At 74.6% G+C, this 20,489-nt stretch carries 19 protein-coding genes; 12 read left to right on the top strand and 7 right to left on the bottom strand.

The window, feature by feature from the left end:
* Nucleotides 1–53: 53 nt before the first annotated feature.
* Both C1I99_RS15360 and C1I99_RS15355 read right to left on the bottom strand, forming a co-directional pair.
* Nucleotides 54–446 carry a hypothetical protein gene (locus C1I99_RS15360; protein WP_111134900.1) on the bottom strand — a complete coding sequence of 131 codons (393 nt, stop codon included), beginning with the start codon at nt 444–446 and terminating at the stop codon, nt 54–56.
* Between the two features lie 83 nt (nt 447–529).
* Nucleotides 530–1,732 carry an acyltransferase family protein gene (locus tag C1I99_RS15355; protein ID WP_233512516.1) on the bottom strand — a complete coding sequence of 401 codons (1,203 nt, stop codon included), beginning with the start codon at nt 1,730–1,732 and terminating at the stop codon, nt 530–532.
* Between the two features lie 230 nt (nt 1,733–1,962).
* Between C1I99_RS15355 and C1I99_RS15350 the strand changes: the two genes are divergently transcribed.
* The 3 genes from C1I99_RS15350 (at nt 1,963) to pseI (ending at nt 5,694) form a co-directional block, all read left to right on the top strand.
* On the top strand, nt 1,963–3,288 hold the full coding sequence (locus tag C1I99_RS15350; RefSeq protein ID WP_111134898.1) for a polysaccharide pyruvyl transferase family protein: 1,326 nt from the start codon (nt 1,963–1,965) through the stop codon (nt 3,286–3,288).
* A gap of 89 nt (nt 3,289–3,377) precedes the next feature.
* Nucleotides 3,378–4,511 carry a glycosyltransferase family 2 protein gene (locus C1I99_RS15345; RefSeq protein WP_111134897.1) on the top strand — a complete coding sequence of 378 codons (1,134 nt, stop codon included), beginning with the start codon at nt 3,378–3,380 and terminating at the stop codon, nt 4,509–4,511.
* Nucleotides 4,512–4,641: 130 nt separating this feature from the next.
* The gene (gene pseI / locus C1I99_RS15340) at nt 4,642–5,694 is read left to right on the top strand and encodes a pseudaminic acid synthase (RefSeq protein ID WP_111134896.1); all 1,053 of its coding nucleotides are present in this window, start codon (nt 4,642–4,644) and stop codon (nt 5,692–5,694) included.
* An 87-nt stretch (nt 5,695–5,781) separates the two neighbouring features.
* Here the strand turns inward: pseI and C1I99_RS15335 are convergent, their stop codons facing one another.
* Genes C1I99_RS15335 through C1I99_RS15320 form a run of 4 tightly spaced genes read right to left on the bottom strand, consistent with a single transcriptional unit; the run spans nt 5,782 to nt 8,593 of the window.
* On the bottom strand, nt 5,782–6,333 hold the full coding sequence (locus tag C1I99_RS15335; RefSeq protein WP_233512515.1) for a hypothetical protein: 552 nt from the start codon (nt 6,331–6,333) through the stop codon (nt 5,782–5,784).
* On the bottom strand, nt 6,317–7,072 hold the full coding sequence (locus C1I99_RS15330; RefSeq protein ID WP_111134895.1) for an SDR family NAD(P)-dependent oxidoreductase: 756 nt from the start codon (nt 7,070–7,072) through the stop codon (nt 6,317–6,319). Before C1I99_RS15330 ends, C1I99_RS15335 begins: the two co-directional genes overlap by 17 nt.
* Nucleotides 7,065–8,342 (bottom strand): AMP-binding protein, encoded by a 1,278-nt coding sequence (locus tag C1I99_RS15325; protein ID WP_111134894.1) that lies wholly within the window; start codon nt 8,340–8,342, stop codon nt 7,065–7,067. Before C1I99_RS15325 ends, C1I99_RS15330 begins: the two co-directional genes overlap by 8 nt.
* Nucleotides 8,339–8,593, bottom strand: coding sequence for an acyl carrier protein (locus C1I99_RS15320; protein WP_233512514.1), 255 nt, complete (start codon nt 8,591–8,593; stop codon nt 8,339–8,341). The genes C1I99_RS15325 and C1I99_RS15320 overlap by 4 nt, the downstream gene beginning before the upstream one ends.
* 82 nt (nt 8,594–8,675) lie before the next feature.
* Here C1I99_RS15320 and C1I99_RS15315 point away from each other — a divergent pair, with 82 nt between their 5' ends.
* Nucleotides 8,676–9,203 carry a GNAT family N-acetyltransferase gene (locus C1I99_RS15315; protein ID WP_233512513.1) on the top strand — a complete coding sequence of 176 codons (528 nt, stop codon included), beginning with the start codon at nt 8,676–8,678 and terminating at the stop codon, nt 9,201–9,203.
* Between the two features lie 96 nt (nt 9,204–9,299).
* On the opposite strand, the gene C1I99_RS15310 is transcribed toward C1I99_RS15315, so the two are convergent.
* Nucleotides 9,300–11,201: a glycosyltransferase family 39 protein gene (locus C1I99_RS15310; RefSeq protein WP_146603963.1), complete on the bottom strand. Its 1,902-nt coding sequence runs from the start codon at nt 11,199–11,201 to the stop codon at nt 9,300–9,302.
* A 208-nt stretch (nt 11,202–11,409) separates the two neighbouring features.
* Between C1I99_RS15310 and pseB the strand changes: the two genes are divergently transcribed.
* From pseB to C1I99_RS15265, 8 genes are all read left to right on the top strand, one after another.
* Nucleotides 11,410–12,393: a UDP-N-acetylglucosamine 4,6-dehydratase (inverting) gene (gene pseB, locus C1I99_RS15305; protein WP_111134891.1), complete on the top strand. Its 984-nt coding sequence runs from the start codon at nt 11,410–11,412 to the stop codon at nt 12,391–12,393.
* Nucleotides 12,390–13,544, top strand: a complete 1,155-nt coding sequence (locus C1I99_RS15300; RefSeq protein ID WP_111134890.1) for a DegT/DnrJ/EryC1/StrS family aminotransferase — start codon at nt 12,390–12,392, stop codon at nt 13,542–13,544. The genes pseB and C1I99_RS15300 overlap by 4 nt, the downstream gene beginning before the upstream one ends.
* An 11-nt stretch (nt 13,545–13,555) precedes the next feature.
* Nucleotides 13,556–14,392, top strand: a complete 837-nt coding sequence (locus C1I99_RS15295; protein ID WP_111134889.1) for a hypothetical protein — start codon at nt 13,556–13,558, stop codon at nt 14,390–14,392.
* Entirely contained in the window at nt 14,389–16,200 is a 1,812-nt protein-coding gene (locus tag C1I99_RS15290; protein ID WP_111134888.1) for a class I SAM-dependent methyltransferase, read from the top strand. The genes C1I99_RS15295 and C1I99_RS15290 overlap by 4 nt, the downstream gene beginning before the upstream one ends.
* A gap of 98 nt (nt 16,201–16,298) precedes the next feature.
* Nucleotides 16,299–17,021, top strand: a complete 723-nt coding sequence (locus C1I99_RS15285; protein WP_267897496.1) for a cytidylyltransferase domain-containing protein — start codon at nt 16,299–16,301, stop codon at nt 17,019–17,021.
* Entirely contained in the window at nt 17,018–18,076 is a 1,059-nt protein-coding gene (locus C1I99_RS15280) for a PseG/SpsG family protein (protein WP_111134901.1), read from the top strand. The genes C1I99_RS15285 and C1I99_RS15280 overlap by 4 nt, the downstream gene beginning before the upstream one ends.
* 41 nt (nt 18,077–18,117) lie before the next feature.
* Nucleotides 18,118–18,753, top strand: a complete 636-nt coding sequence (locus tag C1I99_RS15275) for an alpha-ketoglutarate-dependent dioxygenase AlkB (RefSeq protein ID WP_111134887.1) — start codon at nt 18,118–18,120, stop codon at nt 18,751–18,753.
* Between the two features lie 400 nt (nt 18,754–19,153).
* Nucleotides 19,154–20,489 (top strand): uracil-xanthine permease family protein (locus tag C1I99_RS15265; protein WP_111134886.1); only part of this gene is annotated, 1,336 nt, incomplete at its 3' end.

Here is a 20,489-nt window from a genome sequence, read left to right as displayed (position 1 = left end):
GGGTGCGGTGGCGAGGTTCGACGGGTACGGGTCGCGGGGCGGGACGGCGCGCCTCAGCCGGGCGGCGGCGCCCGGGACGCGCGGGGGCCCGGAGCGGTCGCGCCCGGCGCCCGCAGCGGATCGCCCGACCGGGTGGCCGGGGCACCCGCCGGGACCGGCGCGGCGGTGACGGCCGCCGGAGCGTCGGCGTGGACCGCCCCGGCGGTGACCGGGTCGCCGGCCGGAGAGACTTCCGCCTTCGCGGCGGCCCCGCCCCCGCCCACCGCCACGGGGCAGGTCGGGGCGGCGGCGGACGCGTCGCACGTGGCCGCGGACGACGGCGCGCCGGCCGACGGGAGTGCGCCGGCGCCGAGGGCGAACGCGACCGCGACGGCGAAGCCGGTCAGTAGCCGCGCGGCCCACCGCGCCACCCACCACAGGGGACAGGTGAGCGCGACGGGAAGCACGCGACCACGCTATCCGGAATTCCGCAGGCCCACACCGCCCGCCGGGCGTGTCGCCCCGGCCGCGCCGGCCACCGTGGACCGGGTCAGCGCGTGTCGACGTACGCCGGTCGGTGGTCGACCTCGGGGTCGGCGGTGCGGGGGCGCGGCACGGCGCGCTCCCCCACCGCGGTGCCGCGGCGCCGGTCGCCGGCCGCCGGACCGGAGCCCTCCGGCGCGACCCGGTTTCGCCGGCGCGGCGCGAGCAGGCGCATCGCCGGCGTCTCCACGAACCGGTGCAGCAACCCGGCGAGCGCCAGGGTGACCAGCAGGAAGCCGAGCACCACCGCCGGCCCCCACCAGCCGCGGAACCCGACCCCCCAGTCACCGGTGAGCCGGAGCACGGTCACCATCACGAAGACGTGCACCAGGTAGAAGGCGAAGGAGACCTCGCCGAGCCAGAGCATCGGGCGGGACCGCCACGGCGAGCGCCGCCCGCGCACGTCGGCGTCCGCCGCCGCGGTGATGACCAGGATGTACGCGACGGAGAGCAGCGCCGCCCACAGTTCGGCCCGGATCCACTGCGCCGCGACCACCCAGGTGGCCACGAAGACCAGGCTGGCCAGCGGCAGCCCCGGCCCCCGCCACCGGCCGCGCCGCATCAGCTCGGCGGCGGCCACGCCCATCCAGAACTCCAGCGACCGCACCGGCGGGAAGACCTGGGTGAACCACCAGCGGCTGGCCTCGGGCACCAGGGCCTGGGCCGGCCAGAGCGCCAGGATCAGCAGCGGCACCGCGACCACCACCGCCCACAGTGCCCACGGCCGGGCCCGGCGGATCAGCGGCAGCGCCAGTGGCAGGCAGAGGTAGAAGAAGAACTCGCAGGACAGCGACCAGCTCACCGTGTTGATGCTGTAGAAGTGACCGGGCCGGGGGTCCCACGCCTGGAGCAGGAAGAGGTTCTCCAGGGCGGCGCCGAGGTCGACCGGGTCGGCGAACCAGAATGCGGCCAGCAGCGCCAGCCCCCAGAGCACCACGTGGTTGGGCCAGATCTTGGCGACCCGGCGCCGCCAGAACCGCCGCCGGGAGTCCCCGGGACGGGCCGACCAGACCAGCACGAAGCCGCTGAGGATGAAGAAGAACTGCACGCCGCTCAGGCCCAGGGTGAACAGCCAGTTCACCACGGCCTGGTGGTCGGGCTCGGCGATGATGCGCATGGTTCCCGCGTGGAACCCGAAGACCAGCAGCGCGGCGATCCAGCGCAGGCCGGTCAGCGACGGCAGCCGGTCGGCGGGGGCCGCGCCCGTCATGCCGGAGTCCCGACCGGGTGCAGAGACAGCACGCATGACTCCCCTCGGCCGCGTCGTCGAACGGCCCCACGGCCGGGCGGCCCGCGGCGGTGCCGCCCGCCGGGCACCCTACCCGCCGCCTGGGCAGGCGCCTGACTGGCCGGTGACGCCACGGTTTCGAGCACCTGTACGCGGAATGTCCGGTGTCCTAGTATTCCGGGACCCGGCAATGGTCGAGAGACGGAGTGCGGATGCACCAACGAATCCTGATGCGGGCGAAGAAGGGCCCGTTCGACGTCTACTCCGCCGAGGAGGCGTTCGAGGGGAACTGGATCGGCGAGAACAACGGCAACCTCGTCTTCAGCCACGCTGCGCACAAGCTGCTCCGGACCGCCACCGCGGAGATCACCTCGACCCAGTTCAAGGTCGATCTGCGCGACGCCGACATGATCAACGAGCGGTACGACGTCTATGTCGTCCCGCTGGCCAACGCCTTCCGGCGCAGCTACGCACACCGCATCGTCACCATGACCCGGCTGATCGAACGGCTGAACATCCCGGTGGTGGTGCTCGGTGTGGGCGTGCAGACCGACGTGACGGGCGACCGGGAGTACCTGCGCCCGCTCGACGACGTGGTCAGCCGCTTCGTTCGGGCGGTGCTGGAGCGTTCACACAGCATCGGCGTACGGGGTGAGATCACCGAGAGCTACCTGCGTGCGCTGGGCTTCTCCGCGGTCGACGTGATCGGTTGCCCGTCGATGTTCCTGCACGGCGACAGCCTGCGGGTGGAGAAGAAGAAGGCGGCCCTGGAGCCGCACGACCGGGTGGCGCTGACCGTCTCCCCGTACGTCAAGTCGATGGCGAAGATCATCGCCCGGCACCACGAGCGGTACCCGAACCTGCGCTACCTGCCGCAGGACCTGAAGACCCTGGGCACGCTGCTCTACGGCGACGCACCGGAGGACCGCGGCAGGTCCAGCGCGATCCCGGTCCACACCTCGCACCCGCTGTTCACCGAGGACAAGGTGCGGATGTTCGTCGACCCGTGGCCGTGGATGGACTACCTCTCCGGGTTCGACTTCGCCTTCGGCACCCGGATCCACGGCACCATCACCGCGCTGATCTCCGGTACGCCGGGCTACCTCTTCGCGCACGACTCGCGCACGCTCGAACTCGCGCGGTACTTCGACATCCCCCACCGCGTGATGAAGGAGGTGCCGGCGGACGTCGACGCCGCCCAGCTCTACGACGAGGCGGACTACACCGCGCTGAACGACGGCCACAAGGCCCGCTTCGAGACCATGCTGTCCTTCCTCGCCAGACACGACCTCGGGCACTCGTTCGCCGACGGCGACAGTGCCGCCCGCTTCGACGCGCAGGTCCGGGCCACCACCTTCCCGCCCGCCGTCCGGCCGGTCGCCGCGACCGCCAAGGACGTGCTGCTGAGCCGGATCGAGTGGCTGCGGGACCGCAACGCCGAGCTGCGGCGGGACGTGGAGACGCTGGAGGAGCAGCGCCTGCGCGCCCGGGTCCGGCGCGCCATCGGCGGGCCGGTACGCCGCATCCTGAACCGTTAACCCGCCGGTCGGCGGCTGTTCGATGACTCCACCTCCGCCGGCCACGTGAGGTTCCGGGTCCGGCCACCCGCGGGGTCGAAGGTGTCGGCGTGGTCATTGAGCCGACGCGCGCGCCGCTGCTCAGCATCGTCGTGCCCGTCCACCGGGTGGAGGCGTACCTCTATCAGTGCCTCGAGTCGATCCGCGCCGACATCCCCGCTGGCGCGGAGGGCGCGGTGCAGCTGGTCACCGTCGACGACGCCTCCCCGGACCGGTGCGGGGAGATGCTCCGGTCGTACGCCGCCGGCCGGCCCGGCGTCCACGTCGTGCAGCTCACCGAGAACGTGGGCCTGGGCCTGGCCCGCAACGCCGGCCTGGAGGTGGCGACCGGCCGGTACGTGTGGTTCGTCGACAGCGACGACTGGCTACCCCCGGGCACGATCCCGGCGGTGCTGGACCGGCTGCGCGAGCACCAGCCGGACGTGCTGATGGTGGACCACCTGCGGGTGCACGAGGGTGGCCGCTGGGAGGTCGACGCGAGCAGCCACCTGCTGCGCGGCGTGCCGGGCGTGGTCCGGCTGGCCGACCAGCCGCAGCTGCTGCGGGTGCAGCACACCGCGTGGAACAAGGTGGTCCGCCGCGCCTTCCTGGACGAGCTGGAGCTGCGCTTCTTCCCCGGCTGGTACGAGGACATCCCGTTCAGCCATCCGCTGCTGATCGGCGCGGAGAAGATCTCGGTGCTGGACCGGGTGTGTTACCTGTACCGCCAGGGCCGGCAGGGCGCCATCACCTCGACCCGCAGCGGCCGGCACTTCGACGCCTTCGACCAGTACGACCGGCTGCTCGACTGGGTGCGGCGACGCCACCCGGACGAGCGGCTGCAGGCCGAACTGTTCCAGCTGATGATCAGCCACTGCCTGGTGGTGGTGGGCAACGACGACCGGCTGCACCCGCACCTGCGCCGGGCGTTCTTCCGCCGGGTGGCCGAGCACTACCGCCGGCATCTGCCCGCCGGCGGCTACCCTCGCCCGGGCGGTGTCGCCGGGCTCAAGCACCGCCTGGTCGGCCGGAACAACTACCTCGCGTACGCGGCGCTGCGGCAGGCGCACCGGGTGGCCGGGCGGCTGCGCCGGTCCGGTGGCGGGGATCCCGCGCGGGACCGGGGATCCTCCGCGCCCGGCGCGTCGGCCGGATCGGAGGCGCCCGACCAGGCCGACGCGCTGGCCGGTCGCGGACCGCGGTGAGCCGGCGGGTCCGGCATCATCCGCCGGGGCCCGACCGCTCCCCGGCGCCCATGTTTTCCAGGTCGTCCACATGGACGACGACGGCAAGGCCGCGCCCAGGCGCGGACGTACCTGAACGGCAGGACGGGACATGACGGCGACACTGAAGATCGGACCGCATGCGGTCGGTGCGGGGGAGCGACCCTTCGTGGTCGCCGAGATGTCCGGCAACCACAACGGTGACCTGGACCGGGCTCTGGCGATCGTGGACGCGGTCGCGGCGGCCGGCGCGCACGCGCTGAAGCTCCAGACGTACCGCCCGGACACGATCACCATCGACGTCGACACCCCCGCCTTCCGCATCTCCTCGGGGCACGAGCTCTGGGGCGGGGAGAATCTCTACCGGCTCTACGAGCGGGCGCACACTCCGTACGAGTGGCACGCCCCGATCTTCGCGCGGGCCCGCGAGCGGGGGTTGACAGTCTTCTCCTCGCCATTCGACGCCACGGCGGTTGAGCTGCTAGAGGAGCTGGACGCCCCGGCGTACAAGATCGCTTCGTCGGAGCTGGTCGACCTGCCGCTGATCCGGCTGGTCGCGAGCACCGGCAAGCCGCTGGTCATCTCCACCGGCATGGCGACGGCCGCCGAGATCGACGCGGCCGTGCGGACCGCCCGGGACGGCGGCGCGGGCGGCATCGTGCTGCTGGCCTGCACCGCCTCGTACCCGGCGCCGCCCGCCGACAGCAACCTGCGCCGTATCCCGGTGCTGGCGGACGCGTTCGGCGTGCCGGTCGGCCTCTCCGACCACACCCCCGGCATCGGGGTGGCGGTCGCCTCGGTGGCGCTGGGCGCCTGCTTCATCGAGAAACACGTGACGTTGGACCGCGCCGACGGCGGCGTGGACTCCGACTTCTCGCTCAACCCGACCGAGCTGGCGGCACTGGTCGCCGAGTCGGGGCGGGCGTACGCGGCGTTGGGTGGCACCGCGATCGGCCCCACCCCGGCCGAGCGTGAGGGGCTGCGTTTCCGCCGTTCCCTCTTCGTGGTGCAGGACGTCCGGGCCGGCGATCCGGTGACCGCCGACAACGTCCGCTCCATCCGTCCCGCCGGCGGCCTGCCGCCGGTGGAGATCGACCGGGTCCTGGGGCGCACCTTCGCCACCGACGTCCCCCGCGGCACCCCGTTGACCTGGGACCTCATCTGACGCTCGTCCCGACCATGCCCGAAGCTCCTGGTCGGCGTCGGCCCCTGTCGCGGCCGACGCCGACCAGGATCTGGGGATAGGGATCACCTACCCGCGGGGCGGGTGGGGCAGCGGCGCGAAGGCGACGGTGACCACGAGGTCGGCCAGGCGCAGGGTGCGCCAGACGGCGGGCGTCTCGGGCGGTACGCCCAGGCCGTGCCGGCGCCACCAGGCGGCCACCGGCACGTCGGCGAGCTTGCAGAAGCACTCCGCCCGGGTCCAGCGGGCCCAGAAGTCGGCCCGGCCGAAGCGACGGGCCAGGGCCGCCGGAACCGGCGCGCCGGCGCGTTCCGCGTCCACCGCCACCCGCCAGCCGGGGGTCGGTGGGCCGTACCACCCGACGCAGCGCCCGTCGTCGAGGTGGCTACGGGTCATCGCGGCGGCCAGCCCGCCCGCGCCGTCCACCCGCAGGTGGCGCTCGGCGGCGGCGAGCAGCGCCGGCACCGGTCGCGGCGGCGCGGCGCGCACCGGCCCGGAACCGACCGCCGGCTCCGCGACACCCACCAGCCCGACCCCGACCGGCCGGCGCCCGGCGTCCGGCCCGGGACCGGCGGGGCGCCCGGGCCGGACGGCCTCGGCCGGCTCAGACGGAGGCGGCACCGTCGACCACGATGACCTGGCCGTTGATGTTGGTCTGCTCGCGCAGCAGCATCCGCACCACCGGGACGACCTCCGCCGGTTCGGTCAGGTGCCCGCTGGGGGTGCGACGCACGATCTGGTCGAGCTGGGTGCGGCCGAGCACCGCGGACATCTCGGAGGCGAAGAAACCCGGGGCCACCGCGTTGACCAGCATCCGGCCGCCCAACTCCCGGGCCAGGGAGCGGGTGGCGGCGTCCATGCCGCCCTTGGTGGCGGAGTACGCGACCAGGCCGGGGAAGCCGCGCTGCGCGCAGATCGAGGTGATGTTGACGATCCGCCCGCGCCGGCCCTGGCCGAGCATCCGCCGCACCAGCAGGCGGGTGAGCTGCAACGGCGCGGTCAGGTTGGTCTCGATGATCCGGGCGATGTCGCCGGTGGCGGTGTGCACGTGCAGGGAGTCCTGCCCGATCGCGGCGTTGTTGACGAGGCCGTCGATGGGGCCGAGCCGCACCTCCGCGTCCCGGACGAACGCCTGCGCGGCGGCGAGGTCGGTGACGTCGACCGGGCCGGCGTGCAGCCGGTCGGGGTGCTCGGCGGCGAGCTTGTCCAGCTCGGGGGTGACGGTACGCGCGAAGGCGGCGACCCGTACACCCCGGTCGAGCAGGTCGGCGACGATGGCGAGGCCCAGCCCGCGGGACCCGCCGGAGACGAGGACCACGGAGGAGGGCGGGACGGGCTGGGGTTCGGCGTGCTCAGACATCGCTCTTCAGGGTCTCCTTGACGGGGATCTCGGTCAGGACGCGGATCCGGCGCGGCACCGCGTGCTCGGGCAGGCGGCCGGCGCACCAGCGCACCAGCGCCGCCTCGTCCAGCGCCTCGCCGACGGCCGGAGCGGCGTGCGGGGTCGGTACCACCTCGGCGACGACCATCCGGCCGAGCACCGGCGCCCGCCGGCCGGTGACCCGGGCCCAGGCCACCCGGGGGTGCGCGGTGAGCACGTCGCGGACCAGCCCGGCGGAGACCTTGCTGCCGCCGACGTTGATCTCGTCGGAGTCGAGCCGGCCGGTGATCAGCACCCGGTCGCCGACCACCTGCACCCGGTCGCCAGTGCGGACCGCTCCGGCCAGGCCGGCGCCGTGGTACGGCGAGGTGATCACCAGTTCCTCGTCGCGTACGGAGAGTGTGGGGCGGCCCGGTGCCGGCCGGTCGAGCCAGTCGACCGGGAAGCCGGCCCGCCCGTCGTGCACCACGATGGCGGCGCCCACCTCAGAGGAGGCGTAGATCCAGGAGATCCGGGCGGCTGGGAAGAGGTCCCGCAGCTGGTCGAGGATCGCCTGGTCGACCGGCTCACCGCCGAGGGTGAGCTGGCGCAGCGGCACCCGGGCCAGCGCGGCGGCGTCCCGGTAGAGGGTGCGGCGCCAGAAGGTGGGCGTGCCGGAGGCGGCGTCCACGCCGTGCGCGGCGGCAAGCGCCGGCCAGTCGTCGAGCTGCTCCGGTTCGACCACCACCAGCCGCTGCCCCGGCTGGGTCAGGGACAGGGTCACCACCTGCCACCAGGCGTAGGTACCCGGCGCGTACGGGCATAGCCAGGTGCGCTCCGGCTGGGCGCCCCGGACGGTGGTGAGCGAGTCGAGGGTGTGCCCGACCCGCTTCGGGCGGCCGGTGGAGCCGGAGGTCAGCAGCCAGAGCCGGCCCGGCTCGGCGGGACGCGGCCGGGCCGGCGAGCTGTGCGCCGCGCCGCTGTCGCCGAGGGCGGTGACGGTGAACCCGGCGTCGAGCAGCTCGGCCCGCATCGCCTCGTCGACCCGGCCGGCCCCGGTGAGCAGCAGCTCGGTCCCGTGCACCGCGTGGTGCCGGGCGGCGGCGAGCGCCCACCGGGCGTCGGGCGCGAGGACGGCGGCGGGGGCGGGCAGCGTCAGCTCGGGCAGCGCCCGCCAGGTGAGTGTGACGCCCCCGACGACGACCGGGTTGTCCACGCCGGCCGGCTCCGGCTGCCCGGCGGTCGAGGGGCGGGGCGTCGCGAGGGTCACTGCTGCCGCTGTAGGTCGACGAGGAAGTCGAGGACGTCGCCCACGGTGGCGATCCGCCGCAGCCCGGGTGCGTCGAAGTTGAGCTCCTCGCCCGTCTCGTCCTCGACCCGCAGGGCCAGCTCGGAGAAGTCCAGCGACCGGAAGCCGATCTCCCGAAGCTCCGCCGCGTCGTCGCCCGGGAGCACCTTGCCCTGGTTCCCCAGCACCTGCGCCATGAGGTCGCGGATCTGCGCGCGACTCAATTCGTTCATGCGGCGGAGTGTACCGCGCGGAGAATGGACAGCTCATTTCCCGGGGCCCACCGGTAAGGTGCCGGGCGACCGGAGGAAAAACGTGGAAAGCGAGGGGTACGTGCTGCGCGAAGCGACCGGGGACGACGTTCACCTGATGTTGTCCTGGCGTAATCAGGAAACCAACCGGCAGGTCAGCAAGACCTGTCACGAGATCACCCCGGAGGAGCACGCCCGGTGGTGGTCGGCGGTGCGGACCGACCCAACCCGGCGGGTGCTGACATACCTGCGCGACGGCCGGCCCTGCGGCGTGGTCACCTTCTTCGACCTGCGGCTGGACGGGTCCCGCACCGGCTCCTGGGGCTTCTACCTGGACGCCGAGGGGCTGGCTGAGCGGGGTGAGACCCTGCCCGCCTGGCTGGCGGTGATGCGGGAGGCGGTCGACTACGCCTTCGACGACCTCGCGCTCGACCGGCTCGACGGCGAGGTGCTCGGCCACAACACGGTCGTACGGCAGATGAACCGCCGTTTCCGGTTCGTCGAGGGCACCCCGCGGCAGGAGATTTCCGACGGCCGGGAAATCACGGTCATCCCCATCTCCTTGGAGCGGGCGAATCGTCGTCGACGGTGATTTCCCGGCCGGGCGATAATTGTCCATGCACCATTAACCAAGCGTCACCCGATGCGACATCCTCCGTTAACTGCGCCCGGCCGAATTGTCCCGCGGTCAGCCCCGTCGCCAGGCCGCCCAGTGCTGTTCGGGGTTGCCGCCGAGCCGGACGAAGCCGTACCGGCCACCGTCCCAGTCGTCCGGCTCCCCCGGCGCCCACCGGACGAGGACCACGTCGGCGGCGGCCGGCGGCTCCTCCCGGAACCAGCGCACGTCGGTCCAGGTCACCTGGTGACTGAGGTTGAACCGCAGGATGTAGTGCACCCCGGTGGAGGCGAAGACCCGCTCCCCAGGGCGTACCCCGAGGTCGGCCACGAGCGGCGTCGGGGCAGTCGCCGCCGTCATCGGCCGCACCAGCCGCGCGGAGATCACCTGCATGGTGGCGAGGTTCACCGCGACGAGGGCGGCGAGCACCGGCACCCGCAGCCGGGGCACCCGGACGGCGGCGACGAGCACCAGCACGGCGGCGACGCCCACCGCCGCCCCGGTGAGCGGCCGGAACTCCCGCCAGCCCCCGGTCAGCGCCATCAGGTCGGGCGCGCCGAAGCCGCCGTAGCGCAGGCTGTTGCCCCGGGCGGCCACGTACGCCAGCCGGGCGCTGATCAGCGCGGCGCCCACCACCAGCAGGGCGACCACGACGGCGGTGCGGCGCAGCAGCACCCGGTACGCCGCGGTCAGCAGCACTCCCACGCCGACCAGCAGCCAGAACGGGCCGAGCATCTGCACGTAACGGCCGTAGATCGCGTCCAGCGGCTTCGAGGTGATGCCGGCCAGGATCACCGACGCGCCACCGGCCACCCCCACGGTGGTGACCAGCGCGACGCCGACCGTCCAGCGGGCGGCGTCGCCCCGCTCCGGCCGGCGCAGTTCCCGCACCGCGGCGGCCCACGCGACGCCGGCCAGGCCGAAGGTGATGACCACCAGATACCACAGCTGGGTGCCGACCGCCGCGACCAGGCGCAGCATCCCCCGGCCGGAGGCGACGGCCTGGAGGGTCCCCCCGCCGGGCGGGTCGCCCAGCAGGTAGACCCGGTCGCCGAGCAGCCGGATGCCCGCCTCGTTGACCAGCGCCAGGGCGAGCACCGGCAGCACCGCGGCCAGCACCGCGGCGGGCCTGATCCGGCGGCGGGCCAGCAGCAGCAGCACCAGCCCGGCGTGCACCGCGACGATGACCAGCCCCCGCGAGTGCAGCAGGTGGAACGCGCCGACCAGCAGCCCGACGGTGGCCGCGGCGAGCGGCCCGGGCCGGTCCACCCACCGGTGCACGGCGAGCAGCCAGGCCACCACGAGCGGCGCCAGCACCGCGTCGATCATGGCGACGCTCGCGTAGAAGGCCGCCGCCGGCAGGGTCGCGGCGGCCACGGCGGCCACCAGGGCGTGCCGCCGGCGCAGGCCGAGCAGCCGCCGGCCGAGCAGGTACGCCAGCGGCAGCAGGGTGGCGTTCACCATCGCGTTGATCAGCTGCACCAGCCGGTAGCTGGCGGTGAAGTCCCGCTCGCCGAGGAAGGCCGGGGAGATCAGCATGGGGTAGCCGACCCGGCGCAACGGGCCGTTCTCGCTGCTGAACCCGCCCGGGCCGCCGGCCAGCGCCCGGGCGGTGTTGAGGTAGCTGTCCTCGTCGGTGTGCGCGATCGGCAGGGTGAGGTGCCGGGCCAGCCACATCCGCCACGCGACGCCGAGCAGCCAGCCGAGGACCAGCAGCAGCGGCACCACCCAGCGGCGTCGTACGCCCTCGGGCGCCCCGACCGGGGCCGGTGCCCGCTCCCTCACGTCGCTGCCGGCCACCATCGCCGCCTCCCTGATCTCCTCGCCGCCCCGCCCCGGACCCGCGGTGCCCGGGACGGCCGCCGGCGAGGTCCACTGTGCTGTCCCGGCGGCGCGGAGCGCGCTGCCCTGCCGCCGCGGCGGGCCGGGGAACGGACGACGCGCCAGTGGCCCGCTGACCGCCCGCGCCGTCACGCGCGGCTACTGTAGCGAGCCGCCCCGGCCCGGTCAGTCCGCCGCTGACCTGGGCGGAAGTGTTCGCCTGCCCGCTGTCCGGCATTCACGGGAGAAGCGCGATCGGTTAACCCGCGGGCGTCGGCCCGTTAACCCGCCCGGTCTAGCGTTCCCACCCGGCCAGCGGGCCGAGGGCCGCCGGATCATCCACGGACACGGGAGCACCAAATTGAGTGAGTTGAATGGGTCGTCCATTCTGATCACCGGAGGAACGGGTTCCTTCGGCAGGACGTTCCTCCGGCACGTCCTCACCGAGGCCGACCCGGCCCGGGTGGTGGTGTTCTCCCGCGACGAGCTCAAGCAGTACGAGCTGCGCCAGCAGCTCGGCGACGACCCCCGGCTGCGCTGGTTCATCGGCGACATCCGCGACCGGCACCGGCTGACCCGGGCGATGCACGGGGTGGACCATGTGGTGCACGCCGCCGCGCTCAAGCAGGTGGACACCGCCGAGTACAACCCGTCGGAGTTCATCGCCACCAACATCACCGGCTCGCAGCACGTCGTCGACGCGGCGATCGAGGCCGGGGTGAAGAAGGTGATCGCCCTCTCCACCGACAAGGCGTCCAGCCCGATCAACCTGTACGGCGCGACGAAGCTGGTCGGCGACAAGCTGTTCGTCTCCGCCAACCACTACGCCGCGCACCACCCGACCCGGTTCGCGGTGGTGCGCTACGGCAACGTGGTGGGCAGCCGCGGCTCGGTGGTCCCGCTGTTCCGCCGACTCGCCGCCGAGGGGAAGAGCCTGCCGATCACCGACAAGCGGATGACCCGCTTCTGGATTACCCTCGACCAGGCCGTGCAGTTCGTCATCGACTCGTTCGACCAGATGCAGGGCGGGGAGCTGTTCGTCCCGCGGATCCCGAGCATGCGCATCCTCGATCTGGTGGAGGCGGTCGCCCCGGCGGCGACCACTCACGAGATCGGCATCCGGCCCGGCGAGAAGCTGCACGAGGAGATGATCGCCCCCGACGACAGCCGGCGGACGCTGCGCGCGAAGGACCGGTTCATCGTGCAGCCGACCATCGCCACCTGGGGCTACCAGCCGCCGGTCGGCTGCGAGCCGGTGCCGGACGGCTTCGCGTACCAGTCGGACAGCAACGACGAGTGGCTCAGCGTGGCGCAGCTGCGTGACATGCTCGGCATCGCCGCATGACGCCGCTGCTCCCGTACGGCCGGCAGTCGGTGACCGAGGACGACGTCGCCGCCGTGGTCGCCGCCCTGCGCAGCGACTGGCTCACCACCGGCCCCCAGGTCGACGCCTTCGAGGCGGACCTGGCCCGGTGGACCGGCGGGGCCGGCTGCGCCGCGGTCTCCAACGGCACGGCGGCCCTGCACGTGGCGTACGCGGCGGCCGGCGTCGGCCCCGGCGACGAGGTGATCGTGCCGCCGATGACCTTCGTGGCGACCGCCAGCAGCGCGGTCGCGCTCGGCGCGACGATCGTCTTCGCCGATGTCGAGGAGGAGACGTTCACCCTCGACCCGGCGGCGGTGGCGGCGGCCGTGACCGCCCGGACCCGGGTGGTCTCCGCGGTGGACTACGCCGGCCACCCGGCCGACTACGACGCGCTGCGCGCGGCCACCGGCGGCGACGCGCTGCTGCTCGCCGACGCCGCCCACTCGATCGGGGCCACCTACCGCGGCCGGCCGGTCGGTACGCTGGCCGACCTGACCACCTTCTCGTTCTTCCCGACCAAGAACCTGACCACGGCCGAGGGCGGCGCCGTGGCCAGCGGCGACCCGCAGTTGCTGAAGCGGGCCCGCCGGTTCCGCAACATCGGGCTGGTCCGGGACCGCGACGAGCAGCGCTGGCCCGACGAGGGCGGCTGGCACCAGGAGGTGCACGAGTTCGGGCTGAACTACCGGCTGCCCGACGTGCTCTGCGCGCTGGGCCGCAGCCAGCTGCGCCGGCTCGCCGACTTCCTCGCCGCCCGGGCCCGGCTCGTCGCACGCTACGACGAGGCCCTGGCCGACCTGCCCGGCGTGCTGACCCCGGGGCGGCGGTCCTGGGCGAACCCGGCGTGGCACCTCTACCCGATCCGGGTGCTCGACGGGCGCCGCCGCGAGGTGTACGACCGGATGCGCGCCGCCGGTATCGGGGTGCAGGTGAACTACATCCCGGTGCACTGGCACCCGGCCTTCGCCGACCTGGGCTACCGGCGCGGATCCTGCCCCGTGGCCGAGTCGTTCTACCAGCAGCAGTTGTCGCTGCCGCTCTTTCCCGACCTCACCGACAGCGACCAGGACCGCGTCATCGACGCGCTGAGCGCGGCGCTGCGGGCCGCCCCGGCGCGGTCGGCCGCCTGAGGGAACGACCGATGCACCACGCGAACCACTTTTACGGCCACGCCCACGTACTGGCCCGCTACACGGGGCTGGGCGACGGGCACCCGCCGCGGATCAACGGGTACGTGCAGCACGGCTGGAACATCGGCGACGGGCTGGCCCCCGGCCACCCGTACGCCGAACGGACCCCGAGCCTGCTCTGGTCCGAGCAGACCCGGCGGCGGGCCTGGTCGGTGGGACGGCGCAACGTGGTCGTCATCGGGGCGCCCTTCGTCTACCTGCTGGCGATGCGCCCCGCGGACCCGCCGCCCACCAAGCGGGAGGGGACGATCTGGTACCCCTTCCACGGTTGGGAGGGCCAGCACGTCAAGGGCGACCACAAGGAGCTGATCGCCCGGATCCGGGACACCGAGCCCGGCCCCGTGACGGTCTGCCTCTACTGGCACGAGTACGGCATGCGCCGGGTGCGCCGGCTCTACGAGAACGCCGGCTTCCGGGTGATCTGCCACGGTTACCGCGGCCACTGGTGGAGGGACACCGACCCGTACTTCCTCGACAAGCAGCTCACCGAGCTGCGCCGGCACCGCCGGGTCGCCTCCAACCGGCTGACCAGCGCGATCTTCTACGGCATCGCCGCGGGCTGCGAGCCCGCCGTCTACGGCGACCCGATGGTGCTGGCCAACGAGGACCCGACCTTCGGCGGGACGGCCCGGATCCGCCGGCAGTGGCCGGAGCTGCACGGCGAGCAGGTGGACCTGCCGACCGCCGTCCGGATCGCCCGGTCCGAACTGGGCACCGACCACCGCTGCACGCCGGCCGAGCTGCGCGAGCTGCTCGGGTGGGCGAACCTCCAGGAGGAGACGAGTTGACGACTGAGACGGCGCCCCGCATCGCGCTGCCCGGCGGGGAGATGCTGGCCTGGTCCGATCTGCCGGAGCAGCGCCTCGCCGCGGGCGGGCCGCTGGCGGCGCTGGCCGCCCGGATCGTGCCCGCGGGCGCAAGGGTGCTGCTGGCCGGCCCGCACGACCCGGCGCTGCTCGACCGGCTGGCGCACGCCGAGGTGACCTGCCTGCTGCGCAGCTACCCGGACGGGGTGGCACTGGCCGAGCGGGCGGCCCGGGTGGTGGTGGGCGGCCCGGCGGGGCTGCCCGACGGTGAGCGGTTCGACGTCGTGATCGCCGGCGCCGGCCTGGACGCCGTGGAGTCGGTCGAGGGCACCCGGCTCGGCTGGGGCGGCGTGCTCGACCGCCTGGTGGCGGCGCTGCGCCCCGGCGGTGACCTGTTGCTGCGGCTGGACAACCCGCTCGGTCTGCACCGGCTGGTCGCCGCCTCCCCCTGGTACGCCCGGCGCGACGACGATGCCTGGGCGGTCGGCGGGGTGCTCGACACCGACCGGCCGGCCAACCTGGGGCAGGCACGGGACCGGCTCGACCGGGCCGGGGTGCGGGTCGACGGCAGCTGGGCCGCGTACCCGCAGCCGGCCGCGGCCACCGCGCTCGTGGCCACCGGCCCGCTGGCCGAACGGACCACCTCCGGGCTCCTCGACGCGGTGCTGCACGGCGCTTGCGCGGGCGGCTACGCCCGCCGGGACGTGCTTCAGGACCCGGCCCGCCTCGCGGTCGACGCGCTGCACGCCGGCCGGGCCGCCGACCTGGCACCCGGCTGGCTGGTGCTGGCCCGCCGGAGCGCGGACGCCGCGGCGCCGGCCGCCGCCGGTCGGGCCGAGCTGCCGGTGGCGCTGGTGCAGACCGGGCCGCCGGACGTCGGCGTGGTCGAGGTGGTCGACGGCCCGGACGGCTGGTGCTGGCGGGCCGGCCCGGCCGCACCGGCCGGGCCGGCAGCGCCGTTCGCCACCCGCGAGGCCGCGTACCGGGACCCGGCGGTGCTCGCCGGCCCGGTGCCGGCCGGGCGTCTGCTGCGCACCGTGCTGCTCGACGCCTGCCTGCGCCGGGACCTCGACACCCTGCGCCGGGTGCTGCGCGGGTACGCGGACTGGCTCACCGGGCAGGCCCGCGACGACGGCCGGATCGGCGGCGCCGTGGCGCTGGCCGGCGCCGACAACGTGGTCGTCGCGGGGGACGCCTTCGCGGTGCTCGACCCGAGCTGGCAGGCCAGCGAGCCGCTGGCCGGCGACGTGGTGCTGGCCCGGGCCCTGTGGCGCTTCGCCGCCGAGCTGCTCACCGGCGGGTACGCCCACCCCTGGACGTCCACCCTGGACGTCGCCGGCGTGGCCGTCGTCCTGGGTGGTGTCGCCGGACGCGACCTGGACCGGGCCACGGTCGCCGCGGCGGTGGACGCCGAGGCGGCGATCACCGCCGCGCTGCACGGCCTGGACGCCGACCGTCGGGGCACGCTCGCCACCGAGCTGGGCGCGGTGGAGCCGACCGATCCGCCGGTCGGCCCGCGCAGCTACCAGCAGCTGCGCGAGGCGTGGCTGCGCCAGCGCGAGGAGCTGACCCGGCTGGCCGCCCTGCTGAAATGGACCGAGGAGCTGCTCACCTCTCGGGAACGGGCCCTGCGCCGAGCCGACGCCACGATCAACCTGCTCAGCGGCTCGCTCAGCTACCGGGTGGGCCGGCTGGCGATCACCCCGGCCCGGTTGGCCAGGCGCGGCGCCCGCGCCGCCAAGCGCCGGGCCCGCGAGGCCCTCGCCCCGAAGCAGGAGGAGCAGCAGTGACCAGCCCGCAGACCGCGTCCCCGGCCGTCGCCGCCGACGCGACGACCGGCCCGGTGGCGGGCGGTGCTGCGCCGGGTGACCGGGACGCACCGCCCCGGATCGTCGGCATCGTGCAGGCGCGGATGGGCTCGTCCCGGCTGCCCGGCAAGGTGCTGCGACCGCTCGCCGGGCGCAGCGTGCTCGGCCGGGTGGTGCGCGCCGCCCGGGAGAGCGGGGTCCTCGCCGACCTGGTGGTGGCCACCAGCACCGACGAGGTCGACGACGCGGTGGTCGCCGAGTGCGCCCGGCTGGGCGTGCCCTGCCACCGCGGCCCGGTCGACGACGTGCTGGCCCGGTTCGTCGGTGCGCTGGACGCGCACCCCGGCGACGCGGTGATGCGCTTCACCGCCGACTGCCCGCTGCTCGACCCGGAGATCATCAGCCTGGTGGCCTCGGTCTGGCGGGCGGTGCCGGGCCTGGACTACGCCAGCACGTCGATCGCGCGCACACTGCCGCGCGGGCTGGACGTGGAGATCATCCGGGCGGACGCGCTGCGGACCCTGGACCGGCTCGCCACCGACCACCACCGGGTGCACGTCACCTCGTACGCGTACACCCGTCCGGAGCTTTTCCGGGTGCTCGGGGTGACGCTCACCCCGGACCGCTCGGCGTTGCGGCTGACCCTCGACACCGAGGCCGACTGGGCCCTGGTGCGGGCGGTGACCGACCACTTCGGAGACGTCAGCGTGCCGCTGGCCAAGCTCGCCGACTGGCTCGACGGGCAGCCGGCGCTGCGGGCGGTCAACGCCGGCGTCCGGCAGAAGCGGTTGGAGGAGTCCTGAGCACGGTACGCGTCGGGCTGCGCTGCGACGCCGGGCCGCGCCGTGGCGTCGGGCACCTGGTTCGCTCCCTCGCCCTCGGCGAGGAGTTCCGGGTCCGGGGGGCCCGGGTCGAGATGTTCGGTGCGGTGGAGGGCGTCGCCTGGGCGGCGGACCAGCTGGCCGCCCGGGGCGTCCCGCTGCGTCCCGGGCCGGACACGCCCGCCGAACTGGTCGCCGCGGCCCGCCGCCACGCGCTGGACGTGATGGTGCTCGACTCCTACGAGCTGGACCCGGCCGGGGCGGGCGCGCTGCGGGCGGCGGGCGTGATCACCCTCGCCGTGGTCGACGGCGACACCCGGGGGCAGGACGCCGATCTCTACCTCGACCAGAACTTCGCCACGACGACCGTGGTGACCACCGGCCGGCTGCTCGCCGGCAGCGCGTACGCCCTGCTGCGGGACTCGGTGGTGGCCGCGCGGCCGCCGGCGCCCCGGCCTCCGGCGGCGGTGGGCCGGCCCCGGGTGCTGGCGTTCTTCGGCGGCACCGACGCGGTCGGCGCCGCGCCGGTGCTCGCCCGGGTGCTGCTGTCCACCGGGCACCCGATGGACCTCACCGTCGTCGTCGGCCGGCCCGCCGTCGAGGCCCAGCTCGCCACGGTGCGACCGGGGCGGGGGCAGTCGCTTTGCGCGGTGCCGCCCACCGACGAGTTGCCCGCCCTGATCACCGAAGCCGACCTGGTGGTCAGCGCCGCCGGCACCTCTACCTGGGAGCTGTGCTGCCTGGGCGCGCCGGCCGCGTTGGTCTGCGTGGTGGACAATCAGCGCGAGTCGTACCGGCGGGTGGTGGCGCACGGGCTCGTCGCCGGCCTCGGCGAGCTACCGGAGCTGGCCGGCGCCGGGATGGCCGGGCGGGCCGCCCGGGCCGCCGCCGCGCGGACCCTGCACGGGCTGCTCACCTCCCCGGCCCGGCGCGCCGCGCTCTCGGCCCGGGCCTGGGCCGCCGTCGACGGCCGCGGCCGGGCCCGGGTCGCCGACGCGGTGCTCGCCGCGCTGCCGTCAGCCACCCCCTCCAACTGAACGGTCGTACGCCTGTTCGAAACGGTTGGTAGGGTGGCCGCATGTCGCAGGCCGCGTACCAGCCCTCGATGCTCGACCTCACCGATGCGGGGCCCTCACTCGGGCCGCTCGCTGGTGAGCTGCGCCGCAACCCGCTCGGTCGGGGCGCCTGGGTCGACCACCTACCCGGCTGGGTACGCGGCTCCGATCAGGTGCTCGACACGCTGCTGCGCGAGGTGCCGTGGCGCGGCGAGCGCCGCACCATGTACGACGCCGAGGTCGACGTGCCCCGCCTGCTCTGCTGGTACGCCGGCGGCCGGGAGCTGCCGCACCCGGTGCTGACCGAGGCGCGCGAAACACTGACCCGGCACTACGCGCCGGAGCTGGGCGAGCCCTTCGTCACCGCCGGCATGTGCCTCTACCGCACCGGCCGGGACAGCGTGGCCTGGCACGGCGACACCCAGGGCCGCTCGGCGCACACCGACACGATGGTGGCCATCGTCTCCTTCGGCTCGCCCCGGCCGCTGCTGCTGCGCCCCCGCGGTGGCGGGGCCAGCCTGCGGTTCCCGCTGGGCCACGGCGACCTGATCGTGATGGGCGGCTCCTGCCAGCGCACCTGGGAGCACGCCATCCCCAAGACCGCCCGCCCGGTCGGCCCCCGGGTCAGCGTGCAGTTCCGCCCCGCCGGCGTCGCCTGACCCGCTCCCGGCTCCCGGCTCCCGGCTCCCGGCTCCCGGCTCCCGGCTCCCGGCTCCCGGCTCCCGGCTCCCGGCTCCCGGCTCCCGGCTCCCGGCTCCCGGCTCCCGGCTCCCGGCTCCCGGCGATCTTGCACCGGTGGGCTCGTGCCCGAGCACCACCACGGCGCGGCCACGCGGCGGGCAGGTCACCAAGTCGGATCGCCTCGTCGGCCAGCTCCACCCCGAGGATCCGGGTGCCAGCCGCCCGCTCGGCGGCCAGCCACCGCAGCGGACTGCCGACGCGGTGCACGCAGCCACCGTTCGCCACCGCCCGCCGTCACCGATCGCCGCCGGTCGTGCAAAAATCAACGTCCAGGGTCGGTCACGCCCCCGTCAGCTCCGTCGACGTGAAGGGCGCGCCATGACCCAGTCCCCCACCGAGGCACGGTCCCGCTGGTCCCCCTGGGCGGTGCACGGCGACGGCCGGTCCGTCCGGCCCGGCGACGTCGTCCACCCGGACGAGCGGCTCTCCTGGCCGCGCACGCTGGGCGTCGGGGTGCAGCACGTGGTGGCGATGTTCGGCGCCACCTTCACGGTGCCGTTGATCACCGGCTTTCCGCCCGCGACCACGCTCTTCTTCTCCGGCCTGGGCACGCTGCTGTTCCTGCTGATCACCCGCAACCGGCTGCCCTCGTACCTCGGCTCGTCCTTCGCCTTCATCGCGCCGGTGCTGGCGGCGAAGGCCGGCGGCGACATCGGGCCGGCCCTCGGCGGCATCCTGGTCGCCGGTGCGGTGCTCGCCGTCGTCGGGCTGGTCGTGCAACTCGCCGGGTCGCGCTGGATCGACGCGCTGATGCCGCCGGTGGTCACCGGGGCGATCGTCGCGCTGATCGGCCTGAACCTCGCCCCGGTGGCCTGGGACGGCGGCGGCAGCGGCACCGGCGTGCAGGCCCAGCCTCTGATCGCGGTGGTGACGCTGGTCGCGATCCTGCTGGCCACGGTGGCCTTCCGCGGTTTCCTGGCCCGACTGTCCATCCTGCTCGGCGTGGCGGTCGGCTGGCTGCTCGCCGCCGTCCTCGGCGGCCTCGACCCGGCGGCGGTCACCGGGCTGCGCGAGGCCGCCTGGTTCGGCCTGCCGGAGTTTCACGCGCCGAGCTTCGAGCTGCGCGCGGTCGTGCTGGTGATCCCCGTGATCCTCGTGCTGATCGCGGAGAACGCCGGGCACGTCAAGGCGGTCGCCGCGATGACCGGCCGCAACCTCGACCGGGACATGGGCCGGGCGTTCCTGGGCGACGGCCTGGCCACCGTGCTCGCCGGCTCCGGCGGCGGCTCCGGCACCACCACGTACGCGGAGAACATCGGCGTGATGGCGGCGACGCGGGTCTACTCCACCGCCGCGTACTGGGTGGCCGGGGTGGCGGCGATGCTGCTCGGGCTCAGCCCGAAGTTCGGCGCGCTGATCCTCACCGTGCCGGCGGGCGTGCTCGGCGGCGCCACCACCGCGCTGTACGGCCTCATCGCCATCCTCGGCGCCCGGATCTGGATCGAGAACCGGGTCGACTTCCACGACCCGATCAACCTGCTGACCGCGGCGGTCGCGGTAATCGTCGGCGCCGCCAACTACACCCTGACCGCCGGGGACCTGTCGTTCAACGGCATCGCCCTGGGCACCGCCGCCGCGCTGGTCATCTTCCACGGCATGCGCCTGATCGCCCGTCTGCGCGGCACCACCCCCGAGTCCCGCCGCGGCCCCGAAC

Origin of the sequence: Micromonospora deserti, from assembly GCF_003236335.1 — a bacterium.
Taxonomy (GTDB): domain Bacteria; phylum Actinomycetota; class Actinomycetes; order Mycobacteriales; family Micromonosporaceae; genus Micromonospora; species Micromonospora deserti.
This window is presented reverse-complemented; position numbering and strand designations above follow the sequence as displayed.

Coding starts and splice junctions, on each gene's coding strand:
- C1I99_RS15330 (WP_111134895.1), bottom strand. CDS start 7,072: ATGTCTGAGCACGCCGAACCCCAGCCCGTCCCGCCCTCCTCCGTGGTC.
- C1I99_RS15300 (WP_111134890.1), top strand. CDS start 12,390: ATGACGCCGCTGCTCCCGTACGGCCGGCAGTCGGTGACCGAGGACGAC.
- C1I99_RS15275 (WP_111134887.1), top strand. CDS start 18,118: ATGTCGCAGGCCGCGTACCAGCCCTCGATGCTCGACCTCACCGATGCG.
- C1I99_RS15320 (WP_233512514.1), bottom strand. CDS start 8,593: ATGAACGAATTGAGTCGCGCGCAGATCCGCGACCTCATGGCGCAGGTG.
- C1I99_RS15355 (WP_233512516.1), bottom strand. CDS start 1,732: ATGACGGGCGCGGCCCCCGCCGACCGGCTGCCGTCGCTGACCGGCCTG.
- pseI (WP_111134896.1), top strand. CDS start 4,642: ATGACGGCGACACTGAAGATCGGACCGCATGCGGTCGGTGCGGGGGAG.
- C1I99_RS15295 (WP_111134889.1), top strand. CDS start 13,556: ATGCACCACGCGAACCACTTTTACGGCCACGCCCACGTACTGGCCCGC.
- C1I99_RS15350 (WP_111134898.1), top strand. CDS start 1,963: ATGCACCAACGAATCCTGATGCGGGCGAAGAAGGGCCCGTTCGACGTC.